Raw genomic sequence first — 15,940 nt, forward strand, 5'->3', positions numbered from 1 at the left:
TATTTGGAATTTGGAGGAAAGCAATGCGCACGGTGGAGCATTTCATTGGCGGCAATGCGGCTGGCGGTGGATCGCGCCAGCATGATATCTGGGATCCCAACTCGGGCGAAGTGCAGGCTAAGGTCTCGCTCGGCACGGGTGACGAGCTGCAAAAGGCCGTCGATGCGGCGCTCGCCGCGCAACCGGCCTGGGCGGCGACCAATCCGCAAAAACGCGCGCGCGTGCTGTTCGAATATAAGCGGCTCGTCGAAGCGAATATGGACGAGCTGGCGGCGTTGCTCTCGTCCGAACATGGCAAGGTGCTGGCCGATGCGGCTGGCGACGTGCAGCGCGGGCTGGATGTCATCGAGTTCTGCTGCGGCATTCCGCACGCGCTGAAGGGCGAATATACGCAAGGGGCGGGCCCCGGCATCGACGTCTATTCGATGCGCCAGCCGCTTGGCGTTTGCGCCGGGATCACGCCGTTCAACTTCCCGGCGATGATCCCGATGTGGATGTTCGGCGTTTCGATCGCCTGCGGTAACGCCTTTATCCTCAAACCTTCCGAGCGCGATCCGAGCGTGCCGGTGCGGCTTGCCGAGCTGATGAAGGAAGCGGGTTTGCCCGATGGCATCCTCAATGTCGTCCATGGCGACAAGCAGATGGTCGATGCGATCCTCGACCATGACGATATAAAGGCCGTCAGCTTCGTTGGTTCCACCGATATCGCCCATTATGTCTATCAGCGCGGCACCGAGAACGGGAAGCGCGTGCAGGCGATGGGCGGGGCGAAGAATCACGGCATCGTGATGCCTGACGCCGATCTCGATCAGGTGGTGAACGATCTGTCTGGCGCGGCCTTCGGCAGCGCGGGCGAGCGCTGCATGGCGCTGCCCGTCGTCGTGCCGGTCGGCGATGAAACGGCGGACAGGCTGCGCGACAAGATGCTGCCTGCCATCGATGCGCTGCGGGTCGGTGTCTCGACCGATCCCGATGCGCATTACGGCCCGGTCGTCACGAAAGAGCATAAGGAGCGGGTCGAAAACTGGATACAGACTGGCGTCGACGAAGGCGCGGAGCTCGTCGTCGATGGCCGCGGCTTCAGCCTACAGGGCCATGAAAACGGCTTCTTCATCGGCCCCTCGCTGTTCGATCATGTGAAGCCGGGCATGGAAAGCTATCGGCAGGAGATTTTCGGGCCGGTGTTGCAGATCGTACGCGCCAAGGAGTTCGAGGAGGCGCTCGCGCTCGCCAGCAACCATCAGTACGGAAACGGCGTCGCGATCTTCACGCGCAACGGCCATGCGGCCCGCGAATTCGCGGCACGAGTCAATGTCGGCATGGTCGGCATCAACGTCCCGATCCCGGTGCCGGTCGCCTATCACACCTTCGGCGGCTGGAAACGCTCGGGCTTCGGTGACACCAACCAGCACGGCATGGAAGGTGTGAAATTCTGGACGAAGATCAAGACCGTCACGCAGCGCTGGCCCGATGGTGGCGGCGATGGCAGCAATGCGTTCGTGATCCCGACGATGGGCTAGCGGATGGCCGCTTGGTTCAGGTTGCTGGCGTTGTCCTGGCTCGCTCTTGCCATGCCGGCGATGGCGCAGTTGGATACCAATGCCGGCGCAGCGATCCCACCGCCAGGCGAACTGGCCTTCGCGATACCGGAGCAGTTTCACGGACGCTGGGTTCGAGCGGAAACGGGCTGTGCAGCCGGCATTGGATCGACCGAAACGATCATTGCCGCAACAGGCTTGCAGCGCGGTAATCACTGGTCGGAACCGGTCGCGTTGATCGAGCAGTCTGCGGACGGCAGGCGGTTGGCAATGCGGGCGGACCTCTACTTTCAGGCCCCGCCCGTTCTCCATCGCTCCGTGTGGCAGCTTAGCGCAGACGGAAACGGCCTTGTCATCACCGACAGTGAATTGCCTGCTGCCGGAGAGGAAGAGGGCGGGCCGGTCCGGCGTGTCGAGCTTGTGCGCTGCGGGTCCTGACTTTAGGCCATACACGCAGCAACGGGACGTTCGCGGCGTCCAACCAAGGGGGATCATGAGACGCTCGTTATTCGCCATGGCCGGTTGCGCGGCTTTCGTCGCGCAGATCGCTTTGCCCGCGCTTGCTGGCGCTACGCCGCCGCCCCCGCCGCTGCGCGGTGTAAACGGCCCGATCCAATATTGCGGCGAGGGGTTTGCCATCGACGTGGCGGCCGACGATGCGATTGCCTATCGCACTGGCTCTTGGATTACCTATCCCGCACATCGGCTGATGACCGGCACCGATGAGCTCAATATCGAGACCTTTGCAGACGATCGCTATCGCGGTTTCAGACCCTATCGCGAATATTATGACGGTGAAGGCGTAGAGCTCGATATACTGGGCCTTGGCACGGTCTACCGCGTATCGCTTCACTATGACGAGATCGATATCAATTCGCGTTTCCGGATCGCCTATCTGGTGCGCGCCGAGGCCGAGAGCGGTCGGCCTACGGTTGCGCTGCTTTCGGGCGGTTTCGACGGCACGGAGAACGACTTTCCCCTGTTACAGCGCGTCCGCATCGGGTCGATGGAAGCGCTGGGTTGCGCCGAACCGACGGCGCAGACGGCGGCTTTCGCTGCGGCGAGCCGGGACGATATCTTCAACCATCGCCCCAATTCCTATCCCGGCCCGATGTTTCTCTGTGACCGGGGATACGGCGTCCATGTCCGCGCGGGCGAGGAAGCGTTGCTGCCGTGGTTGCCGACCGGCAGTTTCATCATTCGCTCGGGCGAGACTATCGCACGGGTTTCGGGCGGCAGCTGGCACCGCGCGCCCGAACCGCGCTTTGGCCCGATGGTCGAGGATCACCGGATCGATATCGAGTTCCAGTTCGATTGGCGGCGCAATCCTTCGCAATATCGATCCTACACCTTTTTCCGGACGGATTCGGACGGCTATGGCCGCTCGACCGTTCGGTTCGTCCGGGGCGATATGTCGGCCGATGATCTCGATTTCCTGCGGCGGCTGGAGGTGATCGGGGAGGACGACGAACGCTGTTTCGACGTCGATGGGTTATGACGGATAGAGCGCGCACCGCCTCTGCATCGCCCTTCGAAAAGGCGTTCGGTTTCTCCCGCGCCATTCGCACGGGTAACCGCATCCTCGTGTCGGGCACCGGACCGATCGAACCCGATGGCAGCTCGACGCCGGGTGACGCAACGGCCCAGGCGTGGCGTTGTTTTGCGATTATCGAGGCGGCGGTTGAGGAATTGGGCGGTTCGCTGGCCGATATCGTGCGCACGCGGATGTTCGTTACAGACGCGGCGGATGGCGATGCGATCGGCGCTGTCCATGGCGAGATATTCGGCGATGTCCGCCCGGCCGCGACCATAGTCGTCGTCGCCGCGCTGCTCAGGCCCGAATGGAAGGTCGAGATCGAGGTGGAAGCCGAGATCGGCTGCTAGTAGGCCTTCCGGCGCCGAGCGATTTCGGGATTACGGTCACTCCCAAACACCGCTATAGGGGCGCGCATGACACAATTCGACCTGACCGACGAACAGCGCCAGATCCAAGAGATGGCGCAGAAATTCACTGCCGACGAAATCACCCCGCACGCCGCCGAATGGGACGAGAAGCATATCTTCCCGCGTGACACGATCAGCAAGGCCGCCGAACTGGGCTTCGGCGCCATCTATGTGTCCGAGGAGAGCGGGGGCATCGGGCTCGGGCGGCTCGAGGCGGCGCTGATCATGGAGGCGATGGCCTATGGCTGTCCTTCGACCAGCGCCTTCATCTCGATCCACAATATGGCGAGCTGGATGATCGACACATTCGGCGCGGACGCGGTGAAGCAGAAATATCTGCCCGAACTCGTGACGTGTCAACGCGTCGCCAGCTATTGCCTGACTGAACCGGGGTCGGGCTCCGACGCCGCCGCGCTCAAGAGCAAGGCGGTTCGGGACGGCGATCATTATGTCGTCTCGGGCTCGAAAGCCTTTATCTCGGGCGGCGGTGAGAATGGCGTCTATGTGACCATGGTCCGCACGGGCGAGGAAGGCCCCAAGGGCATTTCCTGCCTCGTGATCGAGAAGGATATGGAAGGCGTTTCCTTCGGCGCGTTCGAAAAGAAGCTCGGCTGGCATTCCCAGCCGACCGCGCAGGTGAACTTTGATTCTGTGCGCGTTCCTTTGGAGAACCGTGTGGGCGATGAGGGGGAAGGTTTTCGCATCGCGATGATGGGACTCGACGGTGGCCGCTTGAACATCGGCGCCTGTTCACTCGGCGGCGCGCAGCGCTGTCTCGACGAAGCGGTCGCCTATACCAAGGAGCGCAAGCAGTTTGGCCAGGCCATCGCCGATTTCCAGAACACCCAGTTCATGCTCGCCGATATGGAAACGGACCTGCAGGCGGCGCGGATGCTGCTCTACACGGCGGCGGCGAAGGTGACGGCAAATGCGCCGGATAAGACGCGGTTCGCCGCGATGGCCAAGCGGCTTGCAACCGATAATGGCAGCAAGATCGTCAACGATGCGCTGCAGCTGTTCGGCGGCTACGGCTATTTGCAGGACTATCCGATCGAACGCTTCTGGCGCGATCTGCGCGTCCATTCGATCCTCGAGGGCACCAACCAGATCATGCGCATGATCGTGTCCCGGGATATGTTGCGGCAGTGATGCAGAGCGGTCGCGATTATGTGCGGATCGGCGATCCGGACCTGCCCAAGCTCATTTGCGTGCATGGATTCGGCGATGATCTGAGCGCCTTCGACGCTCTCGGTCGATCGCAGTTGACCGACATGTTCGAGCTTGTGCTCTTAAACCTACCCGGCTTCGGCGGTGCGCCTGCGCCTCTGGAACCCGCCTCCCTCGACAGTTTCGCGCAGTTTATTCTCGACGTTGCCGATATGGTTTCGCCCGATCGTCCTGTCGTTCTGCTGGCGCATTCGGTTGCGTCCGTTATAGCGACGAAAGCGGCGACAGAGCGCCCGGACCGTATCGCCGCACTTATCTCGATTGAGGGTAATCTGACCGCGCCCGATGCCTATTTTTCAGCGCTTGCTGCATGCTATGATACTGCTCCGGAATTTCTGGCAGGGCTGCTGGCAAAGATCGCGGAATTGGACGCGTCGACCGCACGACCGAGTCGCTATGCGCAAGCCGTCCGCCGGGCCGACAGTCAGGTGATGTTTGATCTCGGACGGGATGTGGCGTCCCGGAACATTGGCGACAGTTTCGGTGAATCTTTCCTGCAGCTGCAGGATGACGGCGTGGCATCATTCTATTTTTGGGGGCGGCACAACAGCCCGCCTGAGACAGCGGCATTTGTCGATCGGGCGGCCACGGCCGGAAAACTGCATCACAGGGAGTTTTTCGAGTCCGGGCATTGGAAATTTGCCGATGCGCCAGCCGAAACGGCGCAGGTGATAATGGAGTTTTGCGCGTCGCTGCCTGGGTCGGAGCTAACGGCACATCCTTACAAAGAGGTATGAAATAAAGAGTCATGACTTACGAAACCATCCTCACCGAACAGCGCGGCGCTGTCACGTTGATCACGCTCAACCGGCCAAAGGCGCTCAATGCGCTCAACAGCCATGTGCTCGATGAACTGGTAGATGCCTTTGCGGCGTTCGAGGCCGATGACGGGCAGCGCTGCGCTGTCCTTACCGGCTCCGGGTACAAAGCGTTCGCGGCAGGCGCGGACATCAAGGAGATGTACGACAAGGCGGCCGCCGATTTCTATCTGGAGGATTTCTTTGCGAAGTGGACGAGCGATCTCGTCAAGAAAACGCGCAAGCCCTGGATCGCGGCGGTCAACGGGTTCGCGCTGGGCGGCGGGTGCGAACTGGCGATGATGGCCGATTTCATCATCGCATCGGATAAGGCGAAGTTCGGCCAGCCCGAGATCAATCTCGGCGTCGCGCCCGGCATGGGCGGCTCGCAGCGACTAACCCGCGCAATCGGCAAGGCGAAGGCGATGGAAATGTGCCTGACCGGCCGGATGATGGATGCCGAGGAAGCCGAGCGTTCGGGCCTCGTCGCGCGCGTCGTACCGCATGACGATCTGCTCGACGAAACACTCAAAACGGCGGAAAAGATCGCCTCGCAAGCGCCGATGGCCGCGATGGTGAACAAGGAGATGGTCAACGCGGCTTTCGAGACAACGCTCGATCAGGGCGTAGTGCACGAGCGCCGGCTTTTCCAGATTCTGACCGCGACCGAAGACAAGACCGAAGGCATGGGCGCGTTCATCGACAAGCGCGATGCGGACTGGAAGGGACGGTAAAATGACCACAATCGCCTTTATCGGGCTCGGCAATATGGGCGCGGGGATGGCCGCCAACCTCGCCAAGGCCGGGCATGACGTTGCCGCCTTCGATATTTCCGAAGCGGCGCTGGAGACAGCCAAGGCCAATGGCTGCCGGATCGCCGAGTCCGGCGCGGATGCCGTGAAAGGGGCCGAAGCAGTTGTCACCATGCTGCCCGCGGGCAAGCATGTCCGGGCAGTCTATGTCGACGATGTGTTCGACCATGCGGACCCGGGCACGCTTTTGCTCGACTGCTCGACTATCGACGTGGGCACGGCGCGCGATGTCGGCGAGCAGGCTGCGGCCAAAGGCTTCCTCATGGTCGACGCGCCGGTCTCCGGCGGTATCGCCGCGGCGGCGGGCGGCACGCTGACCTTCATGGTCGGTGGCACGGACAAGGCGTTCGAGCGCGCCGAGCCGATCCTCGACGTGATGGGCAAGGCCGTGATCCATGCCGGCGAATCCGGTGCGGGGCAGGCGGCGAAAATCTGCAACAATATGCTGCTCGGCGCGACGATGATCGCGACCTGCGAGACCTTCAACCTCGCCCAGTCGCTGGGCCTCGATCCGCAGACCTTCTTCGACATTTCATCGAAGGCCTCGGGCCAGAGCTGGTCGATGACGAGCTATTGCCCGGTGCCCGGCGTCGGCCCGGATAGCCCGGCGGATAATGGCTATGAGGGCGGGTTCGCCGCGCCGCTGATGCTCAAGGACCTGAAACTCGCCATGGAAGCGGCCGACGAAGCGGGCATGCGCACCCCGATGGGCGCCAAGGCGCGCGCCATGTACGAACAGTTCGTCAAGCATGGCGGCGAAAAAAAGGACTTTTCGGGGATCATCAAATTCCTCGAGACCAGTTCGACGGACGGATAAATTACGGCACCGGGGAGGGATCGGAGCATGGCCAAGACCGCACTTGTGACCGGGGGAACCGGATATATCGGCGGCGAGGTCATCGACCAGCTGCTCGCTAGGGGCTGGGCCGTGCACACGACCGTACGTTCCACGGCAAAAAGCGAACAGCGGCTGCGCGACCGCTGGCCCGATGCGGGCGAGCGGCTCAAGATATTCGAAGCCGACCTCGAGAGTGATGCCGGCTGGGCCGAGGCCAATGCCGGCTGCGATGCCGTTGCCCATGTCGCCTCGCCCTTTCCGCTGGCCGTGCCGGATAATGAGGACGAGCTGATCGTCCCCGCGCGTGAAGGCACGCTGCGCGCGCTGCGTTTCGCCAAGGAAGCCGGCGTGACACGCTTCGCCCAGACATCATCGGTCGCTGCTATCGCCTATGGCCATGACGAGAGCCGCACCGAATTCGACGAAAGCGACTGGACAAAGATTGAGACGCCCGGTGTGGCGCCCTATACGAAATCGAAGACGATCGCCGAACGCGCCGCGCGCGACTGGGTCGAAGCGAATGCGCCCGATATGGAGTTCTGCAGCGTCAACCCGACTGGCGTTTTCGGGCCTGTCGTCAACGACGATCTCTCGACCTCCATCGAGCTGATCAAGCGGCTGATCGACGGCAGCATGCCGATGATTCCCGAAATGGGCATCGGCGTCGTCGATGTCCGCGATGTCGCGAAAATCCATGTGCTAGCGCTCGAAGCGCCGGCCGAGAAGGTGCGCGGCGAACGCTTCGCGGCGGCCAACGGCTTTATGTGGACGCGGGAGATGGCGGAAGTGCTGCGCGCGCGGATCGGCGACAAGGCGCGCAAGGTGCCCAAACGCAAGATGCCCTATGTCATGGTTGCTATCCTCGCGCTGTTCATGCCGGCTATGCAACAGATCAAGGCCAATATCGGCAAGAAGCGCGTCACCTCCGGCCGCCATGCCGCTGAAACGCTGGGATTCGAATATATCCCCGCCGAACAGACCATCGTCGATACCGCCGAAAGCCTAGTCGCGCGGGGCGTCGTGACGCTCTGATCCGTTGATTTTCGCCGCTGTTCCTGCTTCGACAGGCGAAACAGCACGTTAGGGGCGATCATGCAGGATGTTATCGAGGATCTTGAACGCCGGCGGGAAGCCGCGCGGATGGGCGGCGGGCAGAAGCGTATCGACGCGCAACACGCCAAGGGCAAACTCACGGCGCGCGAGCGGCTCGAAGTCCTGTTCGACGAGGGCTCGTTCGAGGAACTCGACATGTTCGTCGAGCACAATTGCACCGATTTCGGCATGGAGGAGCAGGTGATCCCGGGCGACGGCGTCGTCACCGGATCGGGTACGATCAACGGGCGACTCGTCTACGCGTTCAGCCAGGACTTCACCGTGTTCGGCGGGTCGCTGTCGGAGCGGCATGCGGAAAAGATCTGCAAGGTCATGGACACGGCGATGAAGGTCGGCGCGCCGGTGATCGGGCTCAACGATAGCGGCGGCGCGCGCATCCAGGAGGGCGTGGCGAGCCTGGGCGGCTATGCCGAGGTGTTCCAGCGCAATGTGCTGGCGAGTGGTGTCGTGCCGCAGCTTTCGCTCATCATGGGCCCGTGCGCGGGTGGCGCGGTCTATAGCCCGGCGATGACCGACTTCATCTTCATGGTGAAGGATAGCTCCTACATGTTCGTGACCGGCCCCGATGTCGTGAAGACGGTCACCAACGAAGTCGTGACGCAGGAGGAACTGGGCGGCGCAGTCACCCACACCACAAAATCCGGCGTCGCCGATGTCGCGTTCGAGAACGATATCGAGGCGCTGATGGCGGCGCGCGATTTCATCGATTACCTGCCCGCCTCGAACCGCGAAGAGGTGCCTGAGCGGCCGACGGCCGACGCCTGGGACCGCGAGGAACCGAGCCTCGACACGCTGATCCCGGCCAGCGCGACCATGCCCTATGACATGCATGAGTTGATCCGGAAGACGGTCGACGAGGGCGAGTTCTTCGAGCTGCAACCCGCCCATGCCGCGAACATCATCATCGGTTTCGGCCGGATCGAGGGCCGCACGGTCGGCATCGTCGCCAACCAGCCGATGGTCCTCGCCGGGGTGCTCGATATCGCGGCGAGCAAGAAAGCCGGCCGCTTCGTGCGCTTCTGCGATGCCTTCGATATCCCGATCGTGACGTTCGTCGACGTGCCGGGCTTCCTCCCCGGCGTCGGGCAGGAGCATAACGGCATTATCAAGAATGGCGCGAAGCTGCTATTTGCCTATGCCGAGGCGACGGTGCCCAAGATCACGGTGATCACGCGCAAGGCCTATGGCGGGGCGTACGACGTGATGGCGTCAAAACATCTGCGCGGCGATTTGAATTACGCTTGGCCGACCGCCGAGATCGCGGTGATGGGCGCGAAGGGCGCGGTCGAGATCATCTTCCGCCAGGACCGCGACGATCCCGACAAGATCGCCGAGAAAACCAAGGAATATGAAGACCGCTTCGCCAACCCCTTCGTCGCCGCCGCGAAAGGCTTTATCGACGAGGTCATCATGCCGCATTCGACGCGGCGGCGGGTTGCGCTGGGCCTACGGAAACTGCGGAACAAGCAGCTCGAGAATCCGTGGAAGAAGCATGACAATATTCCGTTGTGAGTGAGAAGATCTATGAGTGATGTGGATTTGACAGTCGAGGTAATCGAAAAGCCCGATCGGATGCGAAATGTCGTAATTATCAAACGTCCTGATGGGCACTTTTCATATTATGAGGCCCTGGGCGAAGGGGATCAAACCAAATACGAGATGTATCCAGATTTTACACCGTGGCCGAAGATGGTTGAAACTGCTGGAATATCCGAAACAGTGGAAAGTGCTAAGAAAGATGCATCTTCGAGAATCGACTGGTTCCAGCTCTAATGAGCTAGAAATTTCATGCCTTCATGCCTCGTAGCTCTTCTCGACGACGTTGCCGCAATAAATACCGTCATTGCGAGCGTAGCGAAGCAATCCAGGGCCGAGTGCGCAACGCTCTGGATTGCCGCGTCGCCCTGAAACAAGTTCGGGTCTCCTCGCAATGACGGTGGTGGGTGAGGCGGGCACGGCGTGAAGCAGCCTGCGGTCTATATGGTGGCGAACAGGCGGAATGGGGCGGTTTATACCGGTGTCACGTCCAATCTGGTGCAGCGGGTTTGGCAGCATAAAGAAAGCACGTTTCCCGGTTTTTCAAAACGTTATGGCTGCAAGTTGCTCGTCTGGTTCGAGATGCACGAAACGATGGAAGCGGCGATTGCGCGGGAGAAGCAGATCAAGGGCGGATCGCGGAAGAAGAAGAAGCTGGCATTGATCGAGGTGGACAATCCGACATGGCAGGATTTGTATGAGGATATCACATGAGTTCGCCCGTCATTGCGAGCGCAGCGAAGCAATCCAGAGCGGCTAGCTCGCCAGCCGCTCTGGATTGCTTCGTCGCCTGCGGCTCCTCGCAATGACGTCGTTAAACACTTCACACTCGGACATTTCCGCTGTCCTACATCACCATCAGCCTGCTAGGATCGGCGGCGGACGGTTGGACGGGCATTCGCGCCCAGGTTTCGGAAAAAATATGCGGGCATATGGAAGGTCACACACCACGCGCATCGCCTCTGCCGCGTTTGCCGGTTTTCCGGGGTTTTCAGGCGAAAGTCACAGCAAACAAATGCGGCCTTTGGTGTAAACGTACAGCTCACTTGGCGAGGATGAATTGACGAAAGATCGACGCCCATGCCCTCCGGCCTAGTCGCCCTTCTCGATGACGTCGCCGCCATCGCGCGCGCGTCCGCGGCATCGCTCGACGATATCTCGGTCGCCGCCAAGGCTTCCGCAGCGTCGCTAGACGACATCTCCGTCGCCGCGTCGCGGGCCGGGGCGAAGACGGCGGGTGTGGTCATCGACGATGCCGCCGTAACGCCGCGCTACGTCACCGGTTTCGATCCCTCGCGCGAGCTGCCGATGATCGCGCGGATTGCGCGCGGGTCGGTCTTCAACAAGATCGTTATCCTGCTGCCCGCCGCCGTGCTGCTTGGCCAGTTCGCGCCGTTTCTGATCCCCTATATCCTCATCGTGGGCGGGCTGTTCCTCTGCTACGAGGCAGCCGAGAAGGTGCTCGAATGGTTTCACGTCGACGAGACGAACCTCCATGAAACGCCCGCGATCGTCGAGGGCGGGGAGCGCGAGGACGATATGGTCTCCGGCGCGATCCGCACGGACCTGATCCTCTCCGCCGAGATCATGGCGATAGCGCTATCCGAAGTGACCGACCAGGTCTGGTGGACGCAGGCGCTGATCCTTGCCGCGATCGGGATCGTGATTACGGCGGTCGTCTATGGCGCGGTCGCGCTGATCGTGAAGATGGACGATGTCGGCCTGCATCTCGCCAAGACGCGGGAAGGCGGGATGGCGGCGTTCGGGCGCGGGCTGGTCGGCTTCATGCCGAAGCTGCTGGCGTTCATCTCCGTCGTCGGCACGCTCGCCATGGCCTGGGTCGGCGGCGGGCTGCTCGTCCACAATATCGCGGCGATCGGCTGGCACGGGCCAGAACACTGGATCGAGGCGGTCGCGCATCCGGTGGCCGGGATAATGCCCGCGGGGCTGCACGGCTTTATGGACTGGCTGGTCTTTGCCATATTGTCCGGGCTCGGCGGCGTGGCTATCGGCGCGGTGATCGCGCCCATCGTCCACCGCTTCATGCCGCATGGCGAGGCGCATTGAGCTGTGATGACATGGTGGAACTTGCTCGGGATCGCGGTCAGCCTAGTCTGGTTTTGGCTTGCCTTGCGAACATATCGACTGGGCAGGGTTCCCGGCACGGACCAGCCGAACCGCGCCGATCGTCCGGGACAGTTTTGGTTTGTCTTGCTGCTGTTCGTTAGCGGCGGGCTATATTTCCTAGTCAGCAACCTTACGAACTTGATGGATTAGACTTATGAAACTCGGCCCCCTCAACCATGTCGGCGTGGCGACGCCCTCCATTCCCGACAGCATCGCCTTCTGGCGCGACATTATGGGCGCGACGAAGATTCACGAGCCGTTCGACATGCCCGCGCAGGGCGTGAAGGTGTGTTTCGTCGACACGCCTCCTTCGACAGGCTCAGGACAGGGAACGCAGATCGAGCTGATCGAGCCGTTGGGCGAGGATTCGCCCATCCACGGGTTCCTCAAGGCCAATCCGCTGGGTGGCCAGCATCATCTCTGTTTCGAGGTGCCGGATATCCATGAAGCCAAGGCCGAGTTCGAGGCGATGGGCAAGCGGGTGCTCGGAGAGCCCCGGATCGGTGCGCACGGCACGCTGATCTTCTTCGTCCACCCCAAGGATATGGGCGGCGTGCTGACCGAGATCATGGAAACGCCGAAAGAGGCGCATTGATCGGTTTGCCGGATTTGACTCATCAGCTTGGGCATGGTTTACGTTAACGTAAACTAACGACATCCCCGGGAGACAGAACGCCATGGCCGAATATGAAACCATCAAGCTCGCCGTTGCCGACACTATCACGACGATCACGCTGAACCGCCCGGAGCGATTGAACGCGATGCCGCCGGCCATGGCCGACGAGATTTCCGCCGCACTCGACGAGGCGCTGGGCGAGGGCGTGCGCTGCGTCATCATGACGGGCGAGGGCCGGGCCTTCTGCTCGGGCGCCGATCTTGCGGGCGGCGGCCGCGACGGCAGCAGCGAGATAAGCGGCGGCGATCGCGCCAAGGCCTCGCTCGACGGGCATTACAACCCGATGATGAAGAAGCTCGCAGAGCTGCCCGTGCCGCTGATCACGGCGGTGAAAGGGCCGGCGGCCGGCGTCGGCTGTTCGGCGGGTCTTGCCGGCGATTTCGTGATTTGCGGGGAATCGGCCTATTTCCTCCAGGCGTTCGTGAACATTGGCCTCGTGCCCGATGGCGGCGCGACATGGATGTTGCCGCGCCTGATCGGCAAGGCGCGCGCCTTCGAGATGATGATGCTCGGCGAGAAGATTCCGGCGGATAAGGCGCTCGAATGGGGCATGGCGTACAAGGTCGTGCCCGACGATGCTTTGATGGACGAGGCGCGGGCGCTCGCCGAACGGCTCGCCAAAGGCCCGACCAAGGCGCTGGGTCTGATGCGCCGCACGGTGATGGAGAATCTCGAGCGCGACTATTCGGACGCGCTGGATGCCGAAGCCAATGCCCAGCGCGAGGCGGGCAACAGCCAGGACGCCGTGATCGGCGCGGTCGCCTTCCTTAAGAAAGAAAAGGCGCAATTTACCGGGCAGTAGCTCCTCTCCCCTTGCGGGAGAGGACAACGGAGACTTGGCAGCTTGCTGCCTAGTCGGAGTCGGAGAGGGGTGCCATGGCTACCACGCTCGCTTTCGCTCGCTCTGTTTCCCCTCTCCCTGAGCGCTTCGCGCTCGTCCCTCTCCCGCAAGGGGAGAGGGAGACAAAACGCAGATGCCGCGTTAAGTAACCGCCCTATGACCGACAAACCGTCCAAATCCGACTGGCAGGAGCGCGCGGCCAAGGAAGTGAAGGGCCGCGACCTGACCTGGGATACGCCCGAGGGCATCCCGGTTCATCCGATGTACGATGCGAGCGATGCGCTGGATGCCGGCCTGCCGGGTTTCGAGCCGTTCACGCGCGGGCCTTACGCGTCCATGTATACAGGCCGCCCATGGACGATCCGCCAATATGCGGGCTTTTCGACGGCCGAGGATTCGAACGCCTTTTACCGCCGCAATCTCGCCGCCGGGCAGAAGGGCCTTTCGGTCGCCTTCGATCTCGCCACGCATCGCGGCTATGACAGCGATCATCCGCGCGTGACCGGCGATGTCGGCAAGGCGGGTGTCGCAATCGATACGCTCGCCGATATGCAAATCCTGTTCGATCAGATTCCGCTCGACCAGATGAGCGTCTCGATGACGATGAACGGCGCGGTGATCCCGGTCATGGCCTTCTATATCGTTGCGGCGGAAGAGCAGGGCGTCTCGCAGGACAAGCTCTCCGGCACGATCCAGAACGACATCCTCAAAGAGTTCATGGTGCGGAACACGTACATTTATCCGCCCGAACCCTCGATGCGGATCGTCGCCGATATCATCGCCTATACGGCCGAGCATATGCCGCGTTTCAACAGCATTTCGATCAGCGGCTATCATATGCATGAAGCCGGCGCGACGGCCGTGCAGGAACTCGCCTACACGCTCGCGGACGGCATGGAATATGTCCGTGCGGCGATGGCGCAGGGGCTGGATGTCGACAGTTTCGCGCCGCGTCTCAGCTTCTTCTGGGGCATCGGCATGAACTTCTTCATGGAGGTCGCCAAGATGCGCGCCGGGCGCAAGCTCTGGCATCAGATTATGGAAGATTTCGGCGCGCAGAACCCCAAATCCAAGATGCTACGCACCCATTGCCAGACGAGCGGGGTCAGCCTCACCGAGCAGGATCCGTACAACAATATCGTCCGCACGACGATCGAGGCGATGGCGGCGACGCTGGGCGGCACGCAGAGCCTCCATACGAACAGTTTCGACGAAGCCGTTGCTTTACCGACGGATTTTTCGGCGCGGATCGCGCGCAATACGCAGCTGATCCTGCAGGAGGAGAGCGGCATCACGAACGTCGCCGATCCGCTGGGCGGTTCCTATTATGTCGAGCAGCTTACGCAGCAACTCGCCGACAAGGCTTGGGAGCTGATCGAGGAAGTCGAAGCGGCTGGCGGGATGACCAAGGCCGTCGCCGAGGGCCTGCCCAAGCGGAATATCGAGGAAGCCGCCGCCGCCAAGGCCGCGGCCGTCGATCGCGGCGAACAGGTAATCGTCGGCGTCAACAGATACCGCCTCGCCGAAGAGCCCGAAATCGACATTCTCGATATCGACACGGCCCGCGTCCGCCGCGACCAGATCGCGCGGATCGAAAAGACCCGCGTCGAGCGCGACGAGGATGCGGCGGAGGCGGCGCTTGCCGCGCTCACCGAAGGCGCGAAGGCCGACGGCAATATGCTGGCGCTGGCCATCGAATGCGCCCGGGCGCGTTGCACGCTCGGCGAGATTTCGAGCGCGATGGAAGATGCGTTCGGCCGCTACGATACGATCCCGCAGCCGGTGCGCGGCGTCTATGGCGGCGCCTATGACGGCACGCCAGAATGGGAGCGGGTGACGGGCGGCGTTGAATCCATGAGCGCCCGGCTCGGCCGCAAGCCCAAGATCATGGTCGCGAAAATGGGGCAGGACGGGCATGACCGCGGCGCCAATCTCGTCGCATCCGCCTTTGCCGATATGGGCTTCGAAGTCGTTTCCGGCCCGCTCTTCCAGACGCCGGGCGAGGCCGCCGATATGGCGATGGAAAATGATGTGGACGCGATCGGGGCCTCAAGCCTGGCCGCTGGCCACAAGACGCTGATCCCCGAACTGATCGGCAAGCTCGACGAGGCCGGGCGCTCCGATATCCGGGTGTTCGCCGGCGGCGTGATCCCGCAACAGGATTACGAGTTCCTGCGCAAGGCCGGGGTGAAGGAGATCTTCGGGCCCGGCACCAATCTGGTTGACGCGGCGGCCGAAGTGCTCAAGCTGCTCGGCCATAACCTGCCGCCACTGGAGGAAGCTGCCGAGTGATGGCTAAAGAACAAAAAGAGCTAACGCCGGGCAAATGTTACGGTCATTTCATGGTCCGTCTTTTGGATCTCGAAGACATTGCCGCTTTGTCGGGTTACTCTGAGCGCGGACAGAAGCTACTTAGCGAGGCGCGCAAGGAGTTCTGGGGGGAGTTTACGGAACGCCATCCAAACCAGTGGAGCGATGAAAAGTAGCGGTA

General features: G+C 62.1%; 17 protein-coding genes. All 17 read left to right on the forward strand.

The genetic code is table 11. The annotated features are described in order from the left end of the window. Positions 1-23: 23 nt before the first annotated feature. The 17 genes from Q0974_RS09700 to Q0974_RS09780 all read left to right on the forward strand — a co-directional run bounded on the left by Q0974_RS09700 (position 24) and on the right by Q0974_RS09780 (position 15,935). Entirely contained in the window at positions 24-1,520 is a 1,497-nt protein-coding gene (locus Q0974_RS09700; RefSeq protein ID WP_299327021.1) for a CoA-acylating methylmalonate-semialdehyde dehydrogenase, read from the forward strand. A gap of 3 nt (positions 1,521-1,523) precedes the next feature. Then, positions 1,524-1,976 carry a hypothetical protein gene (locus tag Q0974_RS09705; RefSeq protein ID WP_299327023.1) on the forward strand — a complete coding sequence of 151 codons (453 nt, stop codon included), beginning with the start codon at positions 1,524-1,526 and terminating at the stop codon, positions 1,974-1,976. Positions 1,977-2,031: 55 nt separating this feature from the next. Further along, complete coding sequence (locus Q0974_RS09710) at positions 2,032-3,036, forward strand: hypothetical protein (RefSeq protein WP_299327025.1); 1,005 nt, start codon at positions 2,032-2,034, stop codon at positions 3,034-3,036. Then, complete coding sequence (locus Q0974_RS09715; RefSeq protein WP_299327027.1) at positions 3,033-3,422, forward strand: RidA family protein; 390 nt, start codon at positions 3,033-3,035, stop codon at positions 3,420-3,422. The genes Q0974_RS09710 and Q0974_RS09715 overlap by 4 nt, the downstream gene beginning before the upstream one ends. A gap of 66 nt (positions 3,423-3,488) precedes the next feature. After that, entirely contained in the window at positions 3,489-4,631 is a 1,143-nt protein-coding gene (locus Q0974_RS09720) for an acyl-CoA dehydrogenase family protein (RefSeq protein ID WP_299327029.1), read from the forward strand. Continuing rightward, the gene (locus Q0974_RS09725; protein ID WP_299328477.1) at positions 4,631-5,446 is read left to right on the forward strand and encodes an alpha/beta fold hydrolase; all 816 of its coding nucleotides are present in this window, start codon (positions 4,631-4,633) and stop codon (positions 5,444-5,446) included. The genes Q0974_RS09720 and Q0974_RS09725 overlap by 1 nt, the downstream gene beginning before the upstream one ends. Positions 5,447-5,457: 11 nt before the next feature. Next, on the forward strand, positions 5,458-6,240 hold the full coding sequence (locus Q0974_RS09730) for an enoyl-CoA hydratase-related protein (protein ID WP_299327031.1): 783 nt from the start codon (positions 5,458-5,460) through the stop codon (positions 6,238-6,240). A gap of 1 nt (position 6,241) precedes the next feature. Beyond that, the gene (gene mmsB / locus Q0974_RS09735; protein WP_299327033.1) at positions 6,242-7,135 is read left to right on the forward strand and encodes a 3-hydroxyisobutyrate dehydrogenase; all 894 of its coding nucleotides are present in this window, start codon (positions 6,242-6,244) and stop codon (positions 7,133-7,135) included. Positions 7,136-7,162: 27 nt separating this feature from the next. Continuing rightward, positions 7,163-8,188, forward strand: coding sequence for an NAD-dependent epimerase/dehydratase family protein (locus Q0974_RS09740; protein WP_299327035.1), 1,026 nt, complete (start codon positions 7,163-7,165; stop codon positions 8,186-8,188). A gap of 60 nt (positions 8,189-8,248) precedes the next feature. Next, positions 8,249-9,781, forward strand: a complete 1,533-nt coding sequence (locus tag Q0974_RS09745) for an acyl-CoA carboxylase subunit beta (RefSeq protein ID WP_299327037.1) — start codon at positions 8,249-8,251, stop codon at positions 9,779-9,781. Positions 9,782-9,793: 12 nt separating this feature from the next. After that, positions 9,794-10,042, forward strand: coding sequence for a hypothetical protein (locus Q0974_RS09750; RefSeq protein ID WP_299327039.1), 249 nt, complete (start codon positions 9,794-9,796; stop codon positions 10,040-10,042). Between the two features lie 207 nt (positions 10,043-10,249). Next, positions 10,250-10,519 (forward strand): GIY-YIG nuclease family protein, encoded by a 270-nt coding sequence (locus tag Q0974_RS09755; protein WP_299328479.1) that lies wholly within the window; start codon positions 10,250-10,252, stop codon positions 10,517-10,519. A 366-nt stretch (positions 10,520-10,885) separates the two neighbouring features. Continuing rightward, positions 10,886-11,872 carry a DUF808 domain-containing protein gene (locus Q0974_RS09760; RefSeq protein ID WP_299327040.1) on the forward strand — a complete coding sequence of 329 codons (987 nt, stop codon included), beginning with the start codon at positions 10,886-10,888 and terminating at the stop codon, positions 11,870-11,872. A 214-nt stretch (positions 11,873-12,086) separates the two neighbouring features. Beyond that, entirely contained in the window at positions 12,087-12,527 is a 441-nt protein-coding gene (gene mce / locus Q0974_RS09765) for a methylmalonyl-CoA epimerase (RefSeq protein WP_299327042.1), read from the forward strand. A gap of 82 nt (positions 12,528-12,609) precedes the next feature. Then, a complete protein-coding gene (locus Q0974_RS09770) occupies positions 12,610-13,410 on the forward strand; it encodes an enoyl-CoA hydratase-related protein (RefSeq protein ID WP_299327044.1) in 801 nt (266 codons plus the stop codon). 195 nt (positions 13,411-13,605) lie between these two features. Beyond that, positions 13,606-15,741 (forward strand): methylmalonyl-CoA mutase, encoded by a 2,136-nt coding sequence (gene scpA / locus Q0974_RS09775; protein WP_299327046.1) that lies wholly within the window; start codon positions 13,606-13,608, stop codon positions 15,739-15,741. Beyond that, positions 15,741-15,935, forward strand: coding sequence for a hypothetical protein (locus Q0974_RS09780; protein WP_299327048.1), 195 nt, complete (start codon positions 15,741-15,743; stop codon positions 15,933-15,935). The genes scpA and Q0974_RS09780 overlap by 1 nt, the downstream gene beginning before the upstream one ends. Positions 15,936-15,940 lie beyond the last annotated feature (5 nt).

The sequence above is a fragment of the Parasphingopyxis sp. genome (assembly GCF_028279465.1).
Classification (GTDB): Bacteria; Pseudomonadota; Alphaproteobacteria; order Sphingomonadales; family Sphingomonadaceae; genus Parasphingopyxis.

Coding starts and splice junctions, on each gene's coding strand:
- Q0974_RS09725 (WP_299328477.1), top strand. CDS start 4,631: ATGCAGAGCGGTCGCGATTATGTGCGGATCGGCGATCCGGACCTGCCC.
- mce (WP_299327042.1), top strand. CDS start 12,087: ATGAAACTCGGCCCCCTCAACCATGTCGGCGTGGCGACGCCCTCCATT.
- Q0974_RS09755 (WP_299328479.1), top strand. CDS start 10,250: ATGGTGGCGAACAGGCGGAATGGGGCGGTTTATACCGGTGTCACGTCC.
- Q0974_RS09745 (WP_299327037.1), top strand. CDS start 8,249: ATGCAGGATGTTATCGAGGATCTTGAACGCCGGCGGGAAGCCGCGCGG.
- Q0974_RS09700 (WP_299327021.1), top strand. CDS start 24: ATGCGCACGGTGGAGCATTTCATTGGCGGCAATGCGGCTGGCGGTGGA.
- Q0974_RS09715 (WP_299327027.1), top strand. CDS start 3,033: ATGACGGATAGAGCGCGCACCGCCTCTGCATCGCCCTTCGAAAAGGCG.
- Q0974_RS09760 (WP_299327040.1), top strand. CDS start 10,886: ATGCCCTCCGGCCTAGTCGCCCTTCTCGATGACGTCGCCGCCATCGCG.
- Q0974_RS09730 (WP_299327031.1), top strand. CDS start 5,458: ATGACTTACGAAACCATCCTCACCGAACAGCGCGGCGCTGTCACGTTG.
- Q0974_RS09750 (WP_299327039.1), top strand. CDS start 9,794: ATGAGTGATGTGGATTTGACAGTCGAGGTAATCGAAAAGCCCGATCGG.
- Q0974_RS09720 (WP_299327029.1), top strand. CDS start 3,489: ATGACACAATTCGACCTGACCGACGAACAGCGCCAGATCCAAGAGATG.
- Q0974_RS09740 (WP_299327035.1), top strand. CDS start 7,163: ATGGCCAAGACCGCACTTGTGACCGGGGGAACCGGATATATCGGCGGC.
- mmsB (WP_299327033.1), top strand. CDS start 6,242: ATGACCACAATCGCCTTTATCGGGCTCGGCAATATGGGCGCGGGGATG.
- Q0974_RS09770 (WP_299327044.1), top strand. CDS start 12,610: ATGGCCGAATATGAAACCATCAAGCTCGCCGTTGCCGACACTATCACG.
- Q0974_RS09710 (WP_299327025.1), top strand. CDS start 2,032: ATGAGACGCTCGTTATTCGCCATGGCCGGTTGCGCGGCTTTCGTCGCG.
- Q0974_RS09705 (WP_299327023.1), top strand. CDS start 1,524: ATGGCCGCTTGGTTCAGGTTGCTGGCGTTGTCCTGGCTCGCTCTTGCC.
- Q0974_RS09780 (WP_299327048.1), top strand. CDS start 15,741: ATGGCTAAAGAACAAAAAGAGCTAACGCCGGGCAAATGTTACGGTCAT.
- scpA (WP_299327046.1), top strand. CDS start 13,606: ATGACCGACAAACCGTCCAAATCCGACTGGCAGGAGCGCGCGGCCAAG.